General features: G+C 56.0%; 13 protein-coding genes. 7 read left to right on the top strand and 6 right to left on the bottom strand.

Annotation, left to right across the window (positions count from 1 at the left end; all coding sequences use genetic code 11):
• Positions 1-164 precede the first annotated feature (164 nt).
• Positions 165-1,397, top strand: a complete 1,233-nt coding sequence (locus EAO80_RS16810; protein WP_122090972.1) for an iron-containing alcohol dehydrogenase — start codon at positions 165-167, stop codon at positions 1,395-1,397.
• A 197-nt stretch (positions 1,398-1,594) separates the two neighbouring features.
• On the top strand, positions 1,595-1,900 hold the full coding sequence (locus EAO80_RS16805; RefSeq protein ID WP_122090971.1) for a hypothetical protein: 306 nt from the start codon (positions 1,595-1,597) through the stop codon (positions 1,898-1,900).
• 289 nt (positions 1,901-2,189) lie between these two features.
• Here the strand turns inward: EAO80_RS16805 and EAO80_RS16800 are convergent, their stop codons facing one another.
• The 3 genes from EAO80_RS16800 to EAO80_RS16790 form a co-directional block, all read right to left on the bottom strand.
• Positions 2,190-2,615 (bottom strand): EamA family transporter, encoded by a 426-nt coding sequence (locus EAO80_RS16800; RefSeq protein WP_122091008.1) that lies wholly within the window; start codon positions 2,613-2,615, stop codon positions 2,190-2,192.
• A gap of 167 nt (positions 2,616-2,782) precedes the next feature.
• Positions 2,783-3,517 (bottom strand): MBL fold metallo-hydrolase, encoded by a 735-nt coding sequence (locus EAO80_RS16795; protein ID WP_122090970.1) that lies wholly within the window; start codon positions 3,515-3,517, stop codon positions 2,783-2,785.
• 76 nt (positions 3,518-3,593) lie between these two features.
• A complete protein-coding gene (locus tag EAO80_RS16790) occupies positions 3,594-4,361 on the bottom strand; it encodes a helix-turn-helix domain-containing protein (RefSeq protein ID WP_122090969.1) in 768 nt (255 codons plus the stop codon).
• 353 nt (positions 4,362-4,714) lie between these two features.
• Here EAO80_RS16790 and EAO80_RS16785 point away from each other — a divergent pair, with 353 nt between their 5' ends.
• From EAO80_RS16785 to EAO80_RS16775, 3 genes are all read left to right on the top strand, one after another.
• Entirely contained in the window at positions 4,715-5,575 is an 861-nt protein-coding gene (locus EAO80_RS16785; protein ID WP_122090968.1) for a ZIP family metal transporter, read from the top strand.
• Between the two features lie 346 nt (positions 5,576-5,921).
• Positions 5,922-6,497: a DUF7342 family protein gene (locus EAO80_RS16780; RefSeq protein WP_122090967.1), complete on the top strand. Its 576-nt coding sequence runs from the start codon at positions 5,922-5,924 to the stop codon at positions 6,495-6,497.
• Positions 6,494-6,940 (top strand): hypothetical protein, encoded by a 447-nt coding sequence (locus EAO80_RS16775; protein ID WP_122090966.1) that lies wholly within the window; start codon positions 6,494-6,496, stop codon positions 6,938-6,940. The genes EAO80_RS16780 and EAO80_RS16775 overlap by 4 nt, the downstream gene beginning before the upstream one ends.
• Before the next feature lie 216 nt (positions 6,941-7,156).
• Here EAO80_RS16775 and EAO80_RS16770 read toward each other — a convergent pair whose 3' ends face one another.
• Positions 7,157-11,254, bottom strand: a complete 4,098-nt coding sequence (locus tag EAO80_RS16770; protein WP_245998687.1) for a beta-galactosidase small subunit-related protein — start codon at positions 11,252-11,254, stop codon at positions 7,157-7,159.
• Positions 11,255-12,044: 790 nt separating this feature from the next.
• Here EAO80_RS16770 and EAO80_RS20095 point away from each other — a divergent pair.
• Complete coding sequence (locus EAO80_RS20095) at positions 12,045-12,704, top strand: ICP22 family protein (protein ID WP_211330737.1); 660 nt, start codon at positions 12,045-12,047, stop codon at positions 12,702-12,704.
• Positions 12,705-12,810: 106 nt separating this feature from the next.
• Here EAO80_RS20095 and EAO80_RS20885 read toward each other — a convergent pair whose 3' ends face one another.
• Entirely contained in the window at positions 12,811-13,302 is a 492-nt protein-coding gene (locus EAO80_RS20885) for an MOSC domain-containing protein (RefSeq protein ID WP_122090964.1), read from the bottom strand.
• 76 nt (positions 13,303-13,378) lie between these two features.
• Positions 13,379-14,638: an RNA-guided endonuclease InsQ/TnpB family protein gene (locus EAO80_RS16755; protein ID WP_122090963.1), complete on the bottom strand. Its 1,260-nt coding sequence runs from the start codon at positions 14,636-14,638 to the stop codon at positions 13,379-13,381.
• A 276-nt stretch (positions 14,639-14,914) separates the two neighbouring features.
• Between EAO80_RS16755 and EAO80_RS16750 the strand changes: the two genes are divergently transcribed.
• The gene (locus EAO80_RS16750; RefSeq protein ID WP_245998686.1) at positions 14,915-15,910 is read left to right on the top strand and encodes an LLM class flavin-dependent oxidoreductase; all 996 of its coding nucleotides are present in this window, start codon (positions 14,915-14,917) and stop codon (positions 15,908-15,910) included.
• Positions 15,911-15,927: the final 17 nt, after the last annotated feature.

The raw sequence follows: 15,927 nt of genomic DNA, 5'->3' as shown, positions 1-15,927 counted from the left end.
AATACCAGAATATATTCGCCGTATTTTATATACGATCTTCCCACCCCGAATAGTGAATAGATGAAACGTATCGCATATCGACGATCGATTATCGATTGAAGTTCAATATATAGCGCTATCATCAAAAAAAGCATATAATTGATTATAGAGAGAAGATTACACGCATGGAGTATCCAACTCCGTCCCATGGAATTAGGGTAGTGGTATCTCCTAGTAAAGTCGTTCTCGGTACCGGAGCTGTAGAAGAACTCGGCGAGTACGTGGACCAGTACGGGGACAAACCCTTAATTCTCGCCTCAAAGGAGATCTACGACATACAGGGTGACAAAGTGGAGAAGGCTTTGGAGGAAGACGACATAGAATCGGTCCTCTATACGGGTGTGCGGCCGGATCCGACAGTCGAAAACATTGAGGAGGCCTACGATCTCTGGAAGACCGAAGGATGTGACGTCATCGTCACGTTGGGCGGCGGGTCATCGATCGATACGGGGAAGGGAGTCGGTATCCTAGCGAACAACGAGGGTGACATCCGGGACTTCGGGACCGACAAGGCAGGAGAAGAGAGCGTCCCCAATCCGATCCCGCCGCTTATCGCGGTGAATACGACAGCAGGAACCGGAAGCGAGGCGACCCGCTCAGTTGTTATAACGGACGAATCGACGTCGACCAAGTTCCTCATCCTTTCACAGAACGTCGTTCCGGAGGTCGCGATTGAGGACCCCGAGCTGACCGTCTCTCTCCCGCGGAATCATACCTCATTTACCGGTATCGATGCTCTGACCCATGCCATCGAGGCATTTGTCTCCATCAAATCCTATAGCGTTCCCGACGATTTCGCCCGGAACGCCATACGGCGAATCTCGAACTCGTTTACCAAAGCCTGGGCGAACGGAGAGAATATTGACGCCCGAACGGAGATGATGATCGGCCAACTACAGGCCGGCCAGGCGTTCACGAACTCCTCGGTGGCACTCGTCCATGGGATGGCGCGACCCCTCGGTGCACAGTTGCATATCCCTCACGGGCTGGCTAACGCCCTCCTACTCCCGTATGTCATGGAATTCTCGGTAATCGGTGCACCCGAGAAGTACGCGGAGATCAGTCGTATGATGGGGAACGCTGACGAGGATACCCCGGATCGAGAAGCGGCCGAGCGGGCGAGCGACGCCGTTCTTGCGCTCTGTGAGGATGCCGATCTGACCGGTTACCTTGATGATCACGGCGACGTTCCGGCTCGAGACGAGTACGTAGAGATTGTCGATGAGATGGCCGAGGACGCCATCAACTCCGGCTCACCGGCAAACAACCCCCGTAAGCCGACTGAGGAGGAGATCAGGGAACTATATATCGAACTATACGATGACGCACTCGCCCCGGATAGCCCTCGGCGATCCTAGTCGACACTCTGTTATCGACCCAGGTGCCCACAGCTGCGGCGTGGTCTGCGAAATCGTCGCCACCCTAGCAATACTCTCGATATTCAAATGAATCGGTCTATGGATGTCTACTCCTCATAGGATCAAAAAAGATAGAGAAGGTAATACAGTGGAAGCTAAACGCCCAACGCGGACGGAGAGATCGATACATCAACTGGATGTCCGAGGTTCCTGCAGCGTTCGTCCAACGCATAAGCGAAGCAGCCTTCCTCGTCGACGATCCGAAGCTCCAGCTGAAAACCCTCACGTCAATTCCTGGGATCGGGCCTGCGACCGCCACAGTCGTTCTTGCGTTTCACGATCCAATGAACTACGCAGTCGGTGATCGATACATGATTGCAGCCCTTCTCGGTGAGGATCGAGCACTACGGTTCTCTGACTACCCGCGAATCCTTACTGAACTCCGTGACCGGAATCCAGATGGGTTCGATCTCCGGATGGTTGAGAAAGCGTACTACCACTAGTATCGGGATACAGACAATGCCGGCCGCTGGTGAGGAGCGTATCCGTTGACTAGAATCAACAGGGGTCACTCTTCAGGAGAGTTTACCTTGTACAACATTCTGTATCTAAGAAGTAATTTGTTGCACAAGGCAGGCCACGTCAAGAGATGGGGGTCCGTGTGCTCAGTCGCAGATAGTACAGTCAGGAGCTCCGTTGAGAGTATCAGAATGTGATAGGAAGGAGTGCTGACTAGAGAAGATATCTGCAGTACGGCGGGGCGTATTGTTCAGCCGTGGGACGGTGAACCATTTATTGAGAGACAAGGATGACAGCGACACCCGCGAGCAGGAGTCCTGCGACTCTCGTCGTGGTAATCTCGTCTCCGAGCACGGCCATTCCGATGAACGCTGCGACGACGAAATACATAGCACCGAGCGTCGAAACGACCGTCGTTGAGCCACGTGAGAGACCGATGTACATCGAGACGAAGCCAATTCCGGCGAACAATCCAGCTACGCCAGCCAGCGTTCCACCTCGTGGCGTAATGGCCAGCGAGGAACTTGAGACGAGAACGTATCCGACTGCAAGGAGGGTTGCGACGAGATACGATATCGCGGCAGCCGTCCTCGGATCCATGGATTCTGAGGCAGCGTTCCCCACGACGATCCAGATTCCCCACGAAACCATCGTCAGCGATCCGAATGCCACAGCCGAATTCACCTCAGGAATTCCCATCGATGCGTACGTTCCCTCCATAACGGTAAGATTCTGTTGTAGCGATTCTGATCAGGCCAGGGGGAACAACACCAGTGATCGACTTGCGCTCTGTATTCTAGAGTGCGTATTGACCACGGAGATACTGATGATCCCTTCAGCTACATGGTTCTCCGAATCCTCTTACTCTACAAGCTGATCTGCTCTCCATCGTCAGGAACGTGGACATCCGCTGTCGCCGACCGCAGTTCGTCACGGGTGAGCAAGCAGTGGTTGATTGCTTCCATATGAACGACCACAATCGTACCATCGGTAGCGTCGCGGACGGCAGAGATGTCCTCGATGCCCATCGTGATGGGCTTGCCCTGCTCGAACTGTGCTTCGCCGCCATTGAGGACGATCATATCCGGATCGAACTGAGCAAGCGTTTCCGCGGTCGGCTCGTACCAAATCGTATCGCCCGCAACGTACACTGTCTCCTCGCCTTCGAACACGAATCCCGAAACGGGACCCATCTCCGCTGCCAACTGCCCGTGCCCATGACGTCCGGGCGTTCGGTGAAGAGTGACCCCCTCGAATGAGGTGTTGTCATCGACGGGGCGGACGTCGGTAAAGCCCTCGTCGGCGAAAGCATCCGCCTCTTCGGGCTGACAGAACAGTGGCAGGCTGGCCTCGAGTTCCTCGATGGCCGCCTCATCCCAGTGATCGGGGTGGCGGTGGGTGACGACCACAGCGTCGTAAGACAGGTCGACAGCTGGCATCGGGACGAGCGGGTTTCGGCGGTCGTTTGGCGAATTCGGCACGGGCGGATTCTCACCGGGTGCTGCAAATATCGGATCGACGAGGAACGTCGTATCACCAACGTCGACGAGGATAGTGGCATTCCGAATCAACTGCATGCTGGCATCAGTCGTCGTTGACATATGAAACCATCTACGGGAGCCATCGGGATGGGATTTGCTTCGACATATGCCAATGTAGGCGGTATTCGCCGCACGCTCACTGAATGAACTCGATATCCTCGGAATCGAGATCCACGTCGAGATCTACGTCGAGTGAATCGGCGGCGAACTGCTGTGCCAACCACGCTTCAGCCCGGTTGAGTCGGTACTGGAACGTCGAACGCGACACGCCGACGGCGGCGGCAATCTCAGTGACCGACTGCTGACGTGGCGCCTCGTAGTATCCGTGTTCGATCGCAGCCTCAAGTGCCGCCTTTTGTTCGGGCGTGAGGGTTTGCTGGACACGACCGTCTTCGAGCAAGCACGGTGGCGTTCCGAGCCGTTCGACGGTCAGCGACAGCCCCTCCCGAAGGTTCGTACGGATATCCTCGTAGATCGCTGTTGCAGGCTCGTCGAGAAGTAAGCGCCATCGGAATTGGTCGCCACGACGCTCCGATCGCATTATCAGTCCCTCGCCAACGTGGTTCGCGGCGACAAGCGGGATCGACCGTGGACCCGCTCCTTCCCGGCGAAGCGAGTAGATCTTCCGTGATTCGGCGTTCGACGAGAGGATCGTATACTCGTATTCGGTCACGGGCGCACCACACATCCCGGTCGTAGTCGGATCACTGGCGACACGTTCGAGCCGATCATCAAGGTCGTCGAGGACAGTGGTCGGGCCGACGACTTTGTCAATTCCCCATACTGCCTCGCTGGTCGCATTGATCTCCATCGACCGGGCGTACAAATCTCCATGGTCGATGAAGAGATCCATCACTTCGTCAGCTCCCGTCTCGTATTCGATCGTGAAGACGAACTCGCGCAAGATATCGTCCGTTCTCGATCGAGGGATAAAGCCTGGGAGGGGGATCTCCCTCTGCGGTAGAGCGAAATAGTACTTCTGAATAGGCTATTTAGAAATAGGCTATTTCAGAATTGGTTATTGTACGCTACGTCTTGGGCCCCACTGTTACACCGAGGGAAGATGGTCGTTAGGAGCGTCCAGTTCCGGAAGATCAACTATCAGAAGGAGAGTCCCTAGGACGATGCCGATAGAACCCGAATCGAATGTGAAAAATCCGCACTTGAAGCCGCCCTCGAGTCCGAGCCATAGCTCATATCCAGTAAGGTGGCCCATAGACCAGCGCTCTTATCAATCTCCATCTCTGTATTAATAATATGCTGAGCGAAACTGGTAGTTCCTCACTGCTCGGGAACCAGAGAGGAGTTACCCTAGTCGGCGGAGTGAGCACCATTGTGCTCATCGCTACCTCCGGACTCGCGTGGGGTGGGGGACACCAGAAGCTATTGGGGATCGCCTGGATCGCCTTTTTCGGCATGGCAGTCGCCGGCTGGCTCGGTGAGCGTGCCCCCCATGGGAACGCGAGTGTGCTCGTATGGGGATATGGCCTCGCAAGTGGAGCAATGATAACAAGCGCTGCCGTCTTTTTGCTCCCGCAGGCAATGAACCAGCATGCGACCTATGGAGGATTCGGTGTTGCCCTCGGCCTGTTCGCTGGGTTCGGCGCTCACACACTTGGCCATCGACTCGCACACATAGACCTCCCGCTGGACCGCACGCTCGCAGAATTGACGGCCCACGCTCTTGCAGCCGGTGCCATTATCGGCATCATCTATGGCAACATGCCAGAACTAGGGCCGTTGCTGGGGCTCGCTATTGTTTCGCATAAGGGACCGGCGGGATATGCGGCAGTACATCGCTATAGCCAACAGGACGGCGACTGGTGGGCAATCCTCCTCCCGGCAGCGGGGGTTGGGGTCACTGCAATGGTCACCTCGTTTCTTGCGCTTCCTACTTCCGCTTCGATTCGTGGCGTTGTCTTTGGCTTCGCTACTGGCGTCTTTCTCCATGTCGCGATGGACTTCTTACCGGAATGTGAACTCGGCAGTGAAGTCCATGAGTCACTCGCCTACGAAGGTGATGCGCATGCAATACTCGATCGAATGCGTATACATGCTGTCGCCAGTACCGCTATTGGTGGACTAGTAGTGTTCTTTGCGTGGCTCATCATTGCCTGACGAGAGTACTAGTGACTCTATTAGGAGCTTTCCCGAGCCGATTGGTGACCTTCAACGCCAACTACAAAGTCCGTGCATCGATGCCATTCGATGAGCTCATCAGTTGTTGGCTGGTGGCTGTTGATAAAATTGAGGAGGAAATTCAGAGTCGTAACGTAGAGTGTCCCACCACCGAACATCGGGACGATGCTTTTGAGTTAAGTTTTCATCATAGCATACTATTCCTGATCCTGACTGCAACACCAGTCCGTCTTCTTTACACAGAACTTTTCCTACCCTATACCCTGCTATTCGGAATATACCGTATAGACGAAGGCTTATTCCGACCGCCCTCTTAGAGCCATCTATGAAGGAGCCACGCCAAGACCTGAAAGCCACCGACGACGAGCGTGCCACAGTTCCTGATTTCGACGCCTTGGTGAGCGCTGAGAAACTCGTACATGGCAACCGAACACGCGACGACTTCCTCGATACCGTTCTCGGATTAGAGGGTCCAGCAACCATCGATGAGGTCGCTAACCGTGCCGATCACGGACGCGATGCTGCCAAGGAGTACCTGGACTGGTTCGAACGAATGGGTATCGTTACCCGCGTTACTGACTCGCCGGTGACCTACGAACGCAATCAAGAGTATCTGACCTGGCGGCAGGTACACCACCTCCGCGAGCAGTACACTACCGACGATCTACTCGACTTTCTACAGACCGAAACGGAACACGACCGGACCTATAGAGACAAATTCGATGCCGAATCGCCGGAAACAGTATCGATCTCGGCGCATGCAGCCAATATTGACCGGTCGATCGAATCGGTATGGGAAACACTCTCGGCGTGGAAGACAACACGTCGACGGATCACACTTCTCGAGCGGGCCTTAGCCAGTGATTCTGACGGGGCAACCGACCGACACGCTGTAGCATGACGGACGAGCGCGGTCGTACTGAGTCAGAAACCGAAAGCGGTGCCCCTGTCGATTTCAACCGTCTCTCTGTTCTCGAAACGCGACTAGGTACCGACGCTCGATTCAGCCACATCGAGACAGAGCCCGATTTTGCTCCGGATCGACTCGTCTGTGTCTACGATTCCCGCTGGTATCCAAGCAGCGTACAGACAGCCCGCCTCGAAATCGTCTGGTTCGAAAACGGCGATTTCTCGCTGCACTATCACGAAACCCATGAAAACGGCGCGTTCGATCATCGCTGGGACCGCCATCCGTCGAATCACAACAGGCGGGATCACATTCATCCAGGCCCGAACGCACCGACACTTGGCGACGATACAACCCATCCGCAGGACTGGCGGGACGTCCTCTCAACGGTCCTCGCCGAAATCGAAATCCGCCAGCGTGGATTTTGGAGCGACTGACGACGGTGCTCGTATTCTCTTTCTCTAAATATGGGAAATTGACGGGTATCGGCTCGGCATCGCTATCGAAGGCTCCCAGTTCTGTGAGTACGACGTCTACTACGAACTCTTCCTAAACGAGATAGCACTCGTGGAACCGTCGACCACCAGTAGAACCACACCTCGGTCCGGTCGGAGGAAGCGAGCGGACCGAATAGCGCCCCGTTCAGGCTGTCATCACCTATCTTGCGTAGACGGGAGAGTTCCACCCAAGACGCTCATTGGACCCTCGGTAGCCCGAAACGGACAGAGAGTGATGGTGAATTCAGTCGATTCGGGTTGAACTTGGTACTCATCGGCCGTTGGAACGGGTGTTCCACCGACGCCGGTTACCGCGTGGTCGAGATTAAACCCGACCGAACCACGCTCTTCGAGTTGATACTGATAGTCGGCGTCCGCGAGATTTCCATACTGTTCGAGACTAACATCTAATAGCGAACCGCCGAACGCAGCCACTCCAACCGAACCGTTGCTGAGTGAAGCCCAACGCGTATCGGTCTTGTTTCCGTTGTCCTGTGGTGGGAGATACGGGACGTACTGCTGGTCGACTGATCCCGCGTAGTGGCCGACTCGCACGCCAGTCTTCCGATCAGGATACGTCTCAAGAGGTCCGCGACCGTACCACTCGAACTGATCGAACTCCTCTAAGACTTCTAGTTGCAGGCCGATTTTTGGAAGCCACTCGCCAACGTTTGCAACAAGTCGGTCGGTCGGATCGGCTTGGACGTCGATCTGCACCTCGCCGTCTCCGGCGACGTGATAGCAGTAGGTCGTCTCGTAGCCGGCTGGCGCCCCGTCGTCGGTTGCTCCGAATGCTAAACTATCGACCTCGATATCCACACTGTGTTTGTGTTCCGAGATCTCGATACTATCGACCTCGTGTTGAATGTCGTCGAGCCCCAGATCGTGCCAGTTCGGTGCCGGATGGGGGCCCCAATCCTGGAGTTCGTTCATGATCGGCGCCCGCCAGAAATTGAGGACCGGACCGCGCTCGACGAGTTCGGTCCCCTCATATTGCATCGAGGAGAACGTTCCCAGCGCTTTATCGAGCGTATACTCGAACTTTTTACCCGTTATCACGAGTTCCGTGTCCGTTTCCTCAGTCGTGACCGGTGGTACACCGCTTCTCCCTCGACGTGTGGGATCAGGAGTCTCAATGGGAACCGGGAACTGCGCGAAGGCAATTTCATGGCCTTCGTCACTCCAACTGGTGTCCTCAGGAATCGAGACGGAAATATCGACCCAGTACTCTGCTCCGGGCTCAGGGTTCGGTGCATGCACGAGACCGTCAATCGAGACGATCTCAGTCGCGTTCGGCGGCGTCTTGAGATCGAGTGTTCCTTCGCGCACCGTCTGTCCGGCCGCCGAGAGCGTCCACGTGAGATCGAATCCGTCTAAGTCCGTAAACTGGTGGTGATTTGTGATGTAGACCTCCCCTTGTGCCAGATCTCGCGGGACCATTTTCACTGGCTGGTGGCACTGTTTTAGCTGCCACATTTCGGGTTGAGGGCGTCGATCCGACCAGATCGTCCCGTTCAGACAGAAGGCTCCCGCTGGGCCATCGAGATCGTAGAACTGGAACGGTTCGCCGTCCTCGGTCTCGTCGTTCAGGTCCTGGTTGACCCAGTCCCAGATGAAGCCACCTTGAAGGCTCTTGTCTCCCAGCAGGTCATCAAAGTCGTACCAGAGGACGGTCTCGTCAGTTGGACTCTCCTGCCCGATGTCGGTAGCCGAAAGAGCTGACTGGTAGACAGCAATCGACTCAATCGTCGCCTGTAGGAACCGATCGCTATGATCGTCATGGCCGATAAGCAGTGTCTCGCCGGTCCCGTCGAAATCACGGCGGTCGTGTTCAGTAACACCGATTTGCTCCCCGTCTACGTAGAGTGCAAGTTCTTCAGCCGAACAGACGGCTGTCAGCGTTTGTGTCTCCGTCTCGATCCCAGGAAGCTCTTCGGTCACCGACGTTCCTCCAACGGTGAATTCGAGGTCTCCCTCGGCCGTAATAGCAAGTCGACAGTGATCGCCAGCCACGACCAGTGGTGTATCCCCGTTGGCGGTGAGTTCACTTACCGTTAGTTCGACGGAGAACTCGGACTCAGAAACCGGTTGGTCGGATAGGACTACTTCGATATAGTCGGACTGACCATCTAACTCGAGTGCGCCACCATCTGTCCCCGCAACGACCGCCGGCGATCCAAGTAGGACACCATCTGCGTCGCCGACCCGATCACGGACCCGACGGACTGGTGGCTGGATATAATCGTTCCACATCTCGTCGATCAATCCAAGGCTATTACCCATCGCGTGGTTGTACTCGCCCATGACAACCGACCGCTCGCCGTCACCGGGCGAGCCGTCTCCACTCGAACGATCACCGAATCGAGGACTATCGCTGACATCACCACCCGCTCCGAATGTTGCTAGTGTTTCGGCATCGATATACCGCGGACCGAGCATATCACTGTAGTCGACGTCCCAGCCGCCGTGGTTGGGCTGGTGGTACATGATCCGATCGGGCGAGAGGGCATCGATTCCGTCGGCGTCGAACGATTCGATTGCTTCACCCGACAGGCGCGTCGTCTCGCTTGTGTCGGCGGGTAGTGTCGGATCGTCACCACCGATTGCCAGTGCGGCCATATTGAGATGTTCGGCCCCGGTGCCGGCCTCGTTGCCCGTCGACCACGAGAATATCGATGCGTGATTTCGATCGCGAAGCACCATTCGCCGGAACCGCTCGACACTCTGATCGTGGTATGCGGTGGTTTCGGCTAATACGCCCTCCCACCAGTGGGTTTCACAGTTGACCTCGTCTTGCACGTAGATCCCGTACTCGTCGGCGAGTCGGTAGAAGGTTGGATCGTTCGGGTAGTGGGAGGTCCGCACGGCGTTGAGGTTGAACTGCTTGAGCAACTCGAAGTCCTCGCGCATGGTCTCAAGCGGTACCGTCCGACCGGTATCCGGATCGGTTTCGTGCCGATTGATACCTCGAACGTTGATGGGCTCGCCGTTGACCGTGATGTGACCACCTGGTCCACGTTCAGCCTCATACTCGCGGAAGCCGACCTTCTCGAACAGGACCTCGCTGGGTTCGGGTTCCGATTGACCCTCAGTATTCCGGCCGGTCGGGAGCAGTTCCACGATCAGCGGATATAGCGTTGGATCCTCGGCGGACCACTTTGCGGGGTCACTGACGTCGGTTTCAAGCGTTGTGACGGCGCCTTCCTCAACGGTGACTGATTCCTCGCAGCTCACGACTTCCGAGTAACTGTCGGGATCACACAACGTTGCTCGCACTCGATACTCAGCCTCATCGGGTACCGAGTACTCGGTGAGTTCGACGTCGACTCGCAACGTCGCATCCTCGTACTCGTCGTCGAGGTCGGTCCGGACAGCGAAGTCGCGAATGTGGACCGCCGGGGTCGAAAACAGATATGCACTCCGGTAGATACCCGCGTACTTATGCATATCAACACATTCCAGCGCCTCACCGTCGCTCCAACGATAGATCTGGACTGTCAGGTCGTGACTGGCCCCAGCCTCAACGTGCTCGGAGATGTGAAACTCGCCGGGAGTCATCGATCCCTGTTGGAAGCCGACGTACTCTCCGTCGATCCAGACAAAATACGCCTGCTTGACACCCTCGAAATGAAGGAACGTCTCACGGCCCTCCCAGTCGGCTGGGACATCGATCGTACGATTGTATACGCCGACCGGATTAGGACCGTCGTCACCGACACCCGGAACGTCAACCATTCCATCTTCGTCTGGATAGAGCTCCCATTCGAGATCGGAATCGTATCCCACCCACGTTGGCTGCCAATTCGTGTAGACGCGCTCGTCGTACCCTTCGGTCTGCCAAGGTCGGGGAACCGTGATCTCGTCCCAGTCGTTGGCCCCATCGAGTGACTCTGGAAGGTCGGAAGGACGTTGGAAAAATTGGAAGTTCCACGTCCCATTCAGGAGTTCGAAGTACGGTGAGCCATCGAAACGCTCCTCGAGTTCGGTAAACGGTTCGTCGGATTCGATCGCCTGCGTAACCGATTCATATGGGATGGTCGTCGGTGCATGGGTCGGCTCGCGGTTCTCTTCGAATCGGGTAGGATCCGCTAGATACGTAGAGAGGTCATGGATCCGTCCCGGTCCGGATCCAATTTTGGTGGTTGGTTTTGCTGTAGTGACGCTCGCGGCGCTCCCCGCTGTGGCGAGTGCAGCCGCGCCGCTAAGTTCGAGGAACGTCCGTCGAGACGTCCGAATCCCTGAGTTGTCCTCCATCTGATCTTCCGTGTGAGTTTCCTTCGAGTTCATTGTATGATCGAGGACGAACCGAATATACCGATAGAGTCTGCTCGTCCTCCTATACATAGAACATCGAAGTGTGAGTATAAAAATTATGAAATAATATTATTATTATGAATTGGATTAAGCCGAAATCATATTCGGGACTGCTAACCCCTCAAGGTACAACTCTCTGCTTCAAGGCTGAGCGGATAAGAGGTTAAGTGGATTATTGAAATCCAGTACTGACGTTCACAGCCCGTGTTTTGAGATACTCTTGAAGCTGTCGTCACAACAGTAGATGCCTTTTTTGACAGACCAATTTCGCTACTCGTAGCTAACTAGGACACTGCACCAAGCATTGAAAATGTCTAGAATATCCTCGAATATAACGGTCGCCAGGTAGTCAACGGATTCAGATATGTCCGGGACAATGGCGTCTAGCGAGTACTCACCGAGTTCACTGCCCGACGAGAAAATGTCGACCAACATAAGCAATATTATAATCCACTGCGAGTACTCTTAAACAGTATGCTCGCACTATTGGGAACGCCAGGAATCCATGTTGCACCTGGATTCGCATCTGAGCGTCTCATTGAAGGCTACAGACGGTTCAAGATCGAGCACGACAATGGGGCCGCGGAGCAAGAAAACGGGGTCGGAGGGGATAACCGATGAAATGCTTGGGTGAGATCTACGATCGACCGGTTACCTGTGGGCGCCGTCGCTATGGGGAGTGTGCTGAAGAGCGTAGACCAATCCCGCAGACGGGAGCGAGCAACTGACGATGAACGACGACTCTACTGACCGCGATCCAGAACCCTTCGGCGCGCGGCCAGACGAATCCGAGCACTCGGACCCCTCACGGGACGCCACCCCCGACGACCTCGACGACGAAGACGAGGACTGGACCAGCGAGATCGGGATCGCGCTGGCTCTCGCTGGCGGCATCCTGCTCATTGCTGGCTTGTTGTTCGCTGGCCTCGGCGGCTTCGGAGCTGGTGACGGCGGTGGTGATGGGGGCGGGGCTGAACCCGCGACCAACACGACGAACGCCTCGGAAGACCTTGAGGACGTCCAAGAGAGCGAGAACGATACGGAGCCAGCGTCGCCTGAGAACGACACGGACGGCGCGGAGAGTGGTGGAGATCCGGGTGAACCGAACAACGAGACCGAACCGAATGAAACGGGGCCGCAAAACGAGACCAATGAAACTGAATCAGGTAACGAAACCGGAAACGAGACTAACGAAACCGAACCGAACGAGACAGAATCACAGAACGGGACTGAGCCGGGCAACGAGACCAACGAAACTGGAAACGGGACCAACGAAACTGAACCAGGTAACGAAACCGGAAACGAGACTAACGAAACCGTACCAGGCAATGGAACTGGAAACGGAACCAACGAAACTGAACTGGAACTAAGTACGACCGTCACGATCTAAGTCATCGGTCAAGTTGGTACTCCTGTTGGGACGGCTCCGATTAATAATAGATGACTGAACGGGCCGGAGAATCCCTGGAGCCCTTAAGAGAACGGTAGGCGTAGAGTTATTCGAGCGGTTCGATGATGTCTCCAGAGCGAATTAGTCCATCTTCGAGAATGTCCGCTCGGAGCCCGCCTCGATGAACAAGCGCCTGCAGTACACCGTCCTGAGTGAGACGCTGCAGGTGGTTACACGGCTCACACAGTCGATTACCTCGACAAACGGCGTCACCGACCCGGAATCGCTGGCCAACGAGATGATTGAGTGCGACATCACGAGTTTCGACGTTCCGTCGATGTTCTCCCGGTGCGAGTTCGATTCCCGCTTCACGCTCGATCGCGGTCACAGCTTCTTGCTCGATCAACGTAAGGTCGTATCCGTCCCGACGTTCCTCATCTGGCTCCCACTCGACGAAGGTTCCCGTCTCGATCTCGCTGAAGTAGCGATCACCTCGGAGCCCTTGTCCAGCGATTGCTTCAACCTCAGTTTGTTCGTCCATTTCGACTTCAGCATCAGGTGCAACAAAAACCCGTCCAATGGTGCCACTTCCGGTCATGTATGGTATGCCGTGTAACAGGATTTGACATCCTCCACGCCGTAAACGACGTGGAATCCCGACCGCCGTTGGGATATTAGGGTTTACAGTCCACGACCTGTTCTCGCGGGGCGAAACGGCCCTCGCTACAATCGAACAGATGGACTGAAGGCTGTGCCAACCAGCCGTTACTCCTATCCTGCGAAGGACTCGGAGTTACTTTTCGTCGGATATTCTCCGCACCGTTCACGTCCGCATTCGCCACCGTATCGCACTCCTCGCAAACGTACAACCCGCGTTCGACACGCTGGTTGCCGTCTTTCGTCCCGCAGGCGGAGCACGTCTTTGAGGTATCGCGTTCGGACTCCACCGTTACGTCGATCCCTTCGGCTTCCGCCTTGTAATCGAGTATCGACGTGAAGCGGTCGAACGCCCATCCGTGGAGGTCGAGGTTTCCGTGATTGCCCCAGTTCCGGGATTCACCGTTCTCGTCGTCGCGGATACCGCCGAGGTCGCCTATGACGATGGTTCCGACACCTCTCTTGACGCACTCAGAAACGATGTGTTTCGAGAGTGTGTGCAAGAAGTGGGTTCGGCGTTCCGTGCGCTTCCGGTCCAACCGAAGCCGCTCGTTGGATCGGCTATCGTCGCACTTCGCCTTCTTTCGTCCGAAGTAGTATTCGTCCTCTTTCAGTGCATTGCCGGGAAAGAGGATCGATTCACCGCCGAACGAAAGCGCGGCGATGTTCGAGATACCGAGGTCGATCCCGGCAGTCTCGTCGCCCGGCGGTTCGGGATCGATCACCTTCCGACAGACGAAGTGAAGCCGCCACTCGTCGTACTTGTGGACGGCCCGGACCTGTTGAATGTCCCACTGGGAGAGGTCTACATCGGGCCGTAGCTCGTATTCGCACAACACGAAGTCCGAGCGGTGTTCCTTCAGGTTGCGGCCTTTCGAGAGGCGAACGCGGGTGAACTGTGCATCATGCTTGAAGCCAGCCGCTTTGAACGACACCGTGGAACGGGGATGGGAGTCTCCGTTTTTGCGGTAGCCAGGCGGTCGGGCACGGGTATCACCGTTCCGACGCTTTGCGAACCAGCCGTTGAACGCTTCAGCGAGTTCTTCGAGAACGCGCTGACTGGATTGAGAATGGAGATCCGTATAGCGTTCGTGGCCTTTGAGTTCGGATTTGAGTTCCCCGTCATCGGGGATCTCGCCCGTTTCGTCCCACTGTTCTTGTGCGTGGTAGCGACCGACGTTCCAGAGTTTCGACGCGGCCCGTCCGAGTTGATCGAGGTCGTCACTCACCTGCCGTGGGTTGGTGATCGACGCCTCGAATGTTCGGTGGGTGCGCATCGTATTCTGGCCTCATAACCAGTTATGAAGCCCGATAGGTTAATAGTACTGATTCAGCATAGAATATCCGGCCATGCAACAGGCGGTGGATAGTTGAATCAATTAACGGCGCGTATCCACGCCCTAAAGGACGTGGTATTGCGCCTGTTCAGCGTATAACACGAGAAGGGAGTAGATCACTCTGATCTACCATCTAAACGAACGGTGGCAGCAGCCGGGTAGTGTGATATGTGCACAGTTATTATGATCTGCGTTCTCCGTCTCGGTAAGAGCATCGTGACCACGTATGGATACTTACTCCCGACACGGGGAATCGTCTTTTCGAGCACGTCGACAACGGAACTCACCGCCCGCGCCAGCGCTGATATCGTTGCTCTCGCCCAGCGTGCCGAATCGCTCGGATACGATTCGGCGTGGGTGGGTGACAGCGTTCTCGCAAAACCACGCTTCGAGCCACTCGTCACGCTTAGTGCCGTCGCGGCAGCGACCGATTCGATCGGGATCGGAACGGCAGTGTATCTGCCGGTGCTTCGGCATCCAGTGCACGTCGCTCACATGACGGCAACGCTTGACCAGCTAAGCGGTGGTCGTCTGTCCTTGGGTGTCGGAGTAGGCGTCAGACCGCCCGAGCGCGAAGAGATGCGACAACTCGGTATCGACGACGAGCAGCGTGGGGCGACACTCAACGAAGCACTAGCCATCATCTCCGAACTCTGGGACGGAACCGCGGTCGATCACGACGGCGATCAGTACCACTTGGAGAACGCCACAATCGGATTCAAACCGGCCCATTCGCCATCAATCTACGTTGCATCGGCTGCCTTCGACCCAAGTCGGGGATTTCCACGGACGATACAGCATCGCCTGACGGAACATGGCGATGGGTGGCTCCCAATCGCGATGGCACCCGAGACGTATGCTGCAGGCTTCGATCACATTCGAGAGCTGCTCAGAGAAGCCGACCGACCCGTCGAGACGTTCACGCCGGGCTATTATCTCGACGTGGTTATCGCTGACTCCGAATCAGAGGCCCTTGACGACGCACGCGAGTTCTACTACAACTACTACGGGGATCAGGTCACCTATCAGTCCGATCGCTCACTTTCGGACGCAGAGATCCGGAAACGTGGTGCGTTCGGAACAGCCGCGGCAGTCAAATCACTGCTGGCTGAGTACATTGAAGCGGGCGTCGAACAGTTCGTCGTCAGGTTCCCCACTACCGATCAACGTCGCCAACTGCGGGCATTCTCGTCGATCACAAGCACGATGTAGTAAGCGGTCTCGTCGAT

The sequence above is a fragment of the Halalkalicoccus subterraneus genome (assembly GCF_003697815.1).
Lineage (GTDB): Archaea > Halobacteriota > Halobacteria > Halobacteriales > Halalkalicoccaceae > Halalkalicoccus > Halalkalicoccus subterraneus.
Note: the sequence above shows the minus strand (reverse complement) of the source record. Positions and strands in the feature narration are given on the sequence as shown.

Excerpts from the sequence above, each read along its gene's own strand:
- EAO80_RS16770 (WP_245998687.1), bottom strand. The coding sequence starts at position 11,254 with ATGGAGGACAACTCAGGGATTCGGACGTCTCGACGGACGTTCCTCGAA.
- EAO80_RS16775 (WP_122090966.1), top strand. The coding sequence starts at position 6,494 with ATGACGGACGAGCGCGGTCGTACTGAGTCAGAAACCGAAAGCGGTGCC.
- EAO80_RS16795 (WP_122090970.1), bottom strand. The coding sequence starts at position 3,517 with ATGTCAACGACGACTGATGCCAGCATGCAGTTGATTCGGAATGCCACT.
- EAO80_RS16805 (WP_122090971.1), top strand. The coding sequence starts at position 1,595 with ATGTCCGAGGTTCCTGCAGCGTTCGTCCAACGCATAAGCGAAGCAGCC.
- EAO80_RS20885 (WP_122090964.1), bottom strand. The coding sequence starts at position 13,302 with ATGACCGGAAGTGGCACCATTGGACGGGTTTTTGTTGCACCTGATGCT.
- EAO80_RS16755 (WP_122090963.1), bottom strand. The coding sequence starts at position 14,638 with ATGCGCACCCACCGAACATTCGAGGCGTCGATCACCAACCCACGGCAG.
- EAO80_RS16785 (WP_122090968.1), top strand. The coding sequence starts at position 4,715 with ATGCTGAGCGAAACTGGTAGTTCCTCACTGCTCGGGAACCAGAGAGGA.
- EAO80_RS16810 (WP_122090972.1), top strand. The coding sequence starts at position 165 with ATGGAGTATCCAACTCCGTCCCATGGAATTAGGGTAGTGGTATCTCCT.
- EAO80_RS16780 (WP_122090967.1), top strand. The coding sequence starts at position 5,922 with ATGAAGGAGCCACGCCAAGACCTGAAAGCCACCGACGACGAGCGTGCC.
- EAO80_RS16800 (WP_122091008.1), bottom strand. The coding sequence starts at position 2,615 with ATGGGAATTCCTGAGGTGAATTCGGCTGTGGCATTCGGATCGCTGACG.
- EAO80_RS20095 (WP_211330737.1), top strand. The coding sequence starts at position 12,045 with ATGAACGACGACTCTACTGACCGCGATCCAGAACCCTTCGGCGCGCGG.